The organism is Amycolatopsis sp. (assembly GCF_036008905.1).
GTDB lineage: Bacteria > Actinomycetota > Actinomycetes > Mycobacteriales > Pseudonocardiaceae > Amycolatopsis.
Genome location: NZ_DASYMU010000048.1, coordinates 1 through 3,391 on the forward strand (window position 1 = coordinate 1; position 3,391 = coordinate 3,391).

The following is a 3,391-nucleotide window of genomic DNA, read 5'->3' on the forward strand; positions in this document are numbered from 1 at the left end:
GCTCCAGCGTTCGCCGCCGCGGTCCGTGGTCGCCAGTGGCTGAACGTCGTCTGTGGACAACGCTGCTCCCGGCAGGTCCTGTGGGCAGTTCGGGGCTTCTTTCGGGCGAGCCGGGCGGAGGTCCGCCTAGGTCCACCTAGGGCGTGTCTCCCAAGGTGAGGCGTGTGGGGCTGATTTGCTCGGGTCATGTCTCGGGATGCAGTGCTCAGTGATGAGCAGTGGGCGCGGATCGCGCCGTTGATGCCGTGCTCGGATGGCAAGCAGAGCAGGCCCTTTCGCGATCACCGTCAGGTGATCGAGGGGATCATCTACCGGTTCCGCACCGGGATCGCCTGGCGCGATCTGCCGGATCGGTTCGGGCCGTGGCAGACGGTCTGGAAACGGCACAAGCGCTACAGCATCGACGGGACCTGGGACCGGATCCACGCCCGGCTGATCGCTGAAGCCGATGCGAACGGTGAGGTGGTCTGGGACGTGAGTGTGGACTCCACGATCAATCGTGCCCATCAGCACGCGACCACCCTCGCGCGCACCGCGGGGGGATCTGTCGAACTACACGAACCTGCGTCACGAGCCTCCTGACCATGGTCTGGGCCGCTCGCGCGGCGGGCTGTCGACCAAGATCCACCAGCTCGTCGACGGCAGGTGCCGCCCGTTGGTGGTCCTGATCGGGCCAGGTCAGGGCGGTGACTCGCCCATGTTCGTGCCCCTGCTGAGCCAATTGCATGTCGGACGGCTCGGGCGGGGACGACCACGGACCCGACCCGACCGGGTTCTCGGCGACAAGGCCTACTCCTCACGGGCGACTCGTGCGCTCCTGCGCGCCCGCGACATCAAGGTCACCATCGCCGAACCCGCCGATCAGGCAGGCCACCGCAAGAACCGTGGACGAGCAGGTGGTCGACCGCCGGCCTTCGACGCGGCCGCCTACAAGGGCCGCAACGTCGTCGAGCGATCGTTCAACCGGATCAAGGACTGGCGCGGCCTGGCCACCCGCTACGACAAGCTCGCCCTGACCTACCGCGGCGGCGTCGTACTCCGAGCCATCATCTTGTGGCTATGACCTTGAGAGACACGCCCTAGGACCGAGCACCTCGCCCCGGCCGCCGTGAGCTGCGCGTGCGTCATAGCCGCCAGTTGCAGCAAGGAAAGCGACCCAAGTAGCCGCCTATCGGCTACACGGGACATCCGCTCGGGCCGATGACGAGACGGTCGCGGGAGCAAGCACTGTCCTGGACCTGTTACGACGAAGGTGCGATGACGAATGCGGTCTTCGTGGCGGCCCACGCTTCAGGTACTAGAAGCCCGTGAAGTCTTGCCACCTCCATCACGCCTCCTGAAGCTGTATCCAGCCCGCGCGCTAACAGATACCCGTCCAAGCAGTCCGCAATGGCGAGGTACGGGGTGTTTATGCGTCCTGATTCGCGAGCTGTGGCGGCGGTGCGCCGGTAAGTCTGACATCGGTGATGGTGCGTCTGGTGAGGGCGAACACTGCGACCAGTGCGGCGAGGGCGAAACAGGCGAGCTCAACCCGTCCCGCGCCGAAGGCGACAGCGAGGGGACCAACGGCCACTAGGCCGATCGGCGTGGCCACGAAGGAGAAGAAGCCGTCGATGGCCATGATCCGCGACAGCATTGCTTCGTGCACTTTCTCCTGGACCAACAAGTTCCAGGAAAGGTCCAGCAGGCTCAACGCGGCTCCGGCGACAACGAAGGACGCCGAGAGGACCCATACGTTCACCTGCGTGCCGAGCACCAGCATCGGAACGCACCATACGACGAAGGCGATCATGATCACCTTCATCGGCGCGGTCACGGTCACCTTGGCGAGGAAGAACGCGGCGACGAACACGCCCACTGCTTGCCCGGAGCTGGCCAGGCCCCAGCCCTCGCTGCCGATCGTGTCGTCGGCGATCACCGGGCCCAGGACGTTGATCGCGCCGCTGACTAGGGCGTTGAAGATCAACGCTGCTGATGCAGCCGGGATCACCCAGCCCAGGCGCCGCGCGAACGCCCACCCCGCGACGAAGTCGCCGATGACGCTCGCCTTTGCTTGGCTGCGATCGCCTGCAGGCAGACGCACCAGCAGGAGCAGCGCTGCGGCGACCAGATAAGTCGCAGCGTCAACCGCCAGGGCCCACCCCGGCCCGACCGTCGCTACCAGCACGCCCGAGACCGCTGGGCCGAGGATGCCCACAGCACTGGTGGCTTGACCGATGAGCAGGAACGCCGACTGGCGCTCCTCGACCGGCAGCAGGATTGGAACCATCCCGAGGAACGCGGGATAGCTCACCGCGAACACGGTGCCGGCCACCGCTTGCAAGACAACCAGGTGCCAAATCTCGGCATGCCCACTGATGACAAGCCCGGCCGTGAGCGCCTGAGTGACGCCTTGGACGAGGTTGCACCCACGCAGCACCAGGGCCCGTGGCAGCCGGTCGGCGATCGCTCCACCCGAGAGCATGAACACGACCGTCGGCACGCTCGACGCGGCAAGTACCCAGCCGAGGGCCGATGCGGAGTCGTCGATGTCGAGGACAGCGAACGCCAGCGCCACGCCCGCCATCGACGAGCCAACCCGGTTCACGACCTGACCGATGAAAAAGTAGCGGAAAGCCGGTGCCGCGAGCGGCGACAATCGGCTGCTACTCACCGGGAGAGTGAAGCGGCAAACCCGACGATCCACAAGTTAGTTTCAGCCGATCGCTGCCCGCACCGAAGAATCTCCCGCAGGCGTTCTTCACAGACGTGCCAGCGAAGACGCCCAGCTCGCGATCCACTACTCAGACCAGAGTCACGCCGCCCTGACGCCCGGAACCGCCGCGATCCGCACATCCGGACATGCCGAGATGCGGACGATCACTTTCTCGCCCGCCGCAATGCGGCGCCCACAGAATCAAGGGCTTGAAGTAGCGTCCCGGCATGATCGTGTGGCTCAACGGGACGTTCGGTGTCGGTAAGACCACTACCAGCAGCAGGCTAGTGGCGGCCGATGGTGCTTTGCGCCACTTCGACCCTGAATGGGTCGGCTACATGCTGGCCAACAACCTGTCGGATCATGTCGTGACCGACTTCCAGCAGTACCCGTCCTGGCGGCGCCTCGTCCCGCTTGTTGCTGATGAGATCATCCAGTTCACCGGGCAGCACCTCGTGGCGGCTCAATCGGTCCTTGTTGAAGAGTATTGGCGCGACATCATGAAAGGACTGGCTGACCTAGGCCACGAGGTCTTCCATGTCGTCCTTGACGCCGACGCGGAGACACTGCACGCGCGCATCGACTCAGATCAGAACGAGCCAGAGCGCATACGGCCATGGCGGCACCGACACGTCGAGGTTTATCACTCCGCACTCACGTGGCTCCGTCCGGCCGCCGACCTCGTGATCGACACCG

General features: G+C 65.4%; 2 protein-coding genes and 1 pseudogene. 2 read left to right on the forward strand and 1 reads right to left on the reverse strand.

Going from position 1 to position 3,391, the window contains the following annotated elements:
• Positions 1–186: 186 nt before the first annotated feature.
• Positions 187–1,063, forward strand: a pseudogene (locus VGP60_RS09810) (IS5 family transposase).
• Positions 1,064–1,408: 345 nt separating this feature from the next.
• Here VGP60_RS09810 and VGP60_RS09815 read toward each other — a convergent pair.
• Positions 1,409–2,653, reverse strand: a complete 1,245-nt coding sequence (locus tag VGP60_RS09815) for an MFS transporter (protein ID WP_327547603.1) — start codon at positions 2,651–2,653, stop codon at positions 1,409–1,411.
• A 269-nt stretch (positions 2,654–2,922) separates the two neighbouring features.
• Between VGP60_RS09815 and VGP60_RS09820 the strand changes: the two genes are divergently transcribed.
• Positions 2,923–3,391 (forward strand): AAA family ATPase (locus VGP60_RS09820; RefSeq protein ID WP_327547604.1); only part of this gene is annotated, 469 nt, incomplete at its 3' end.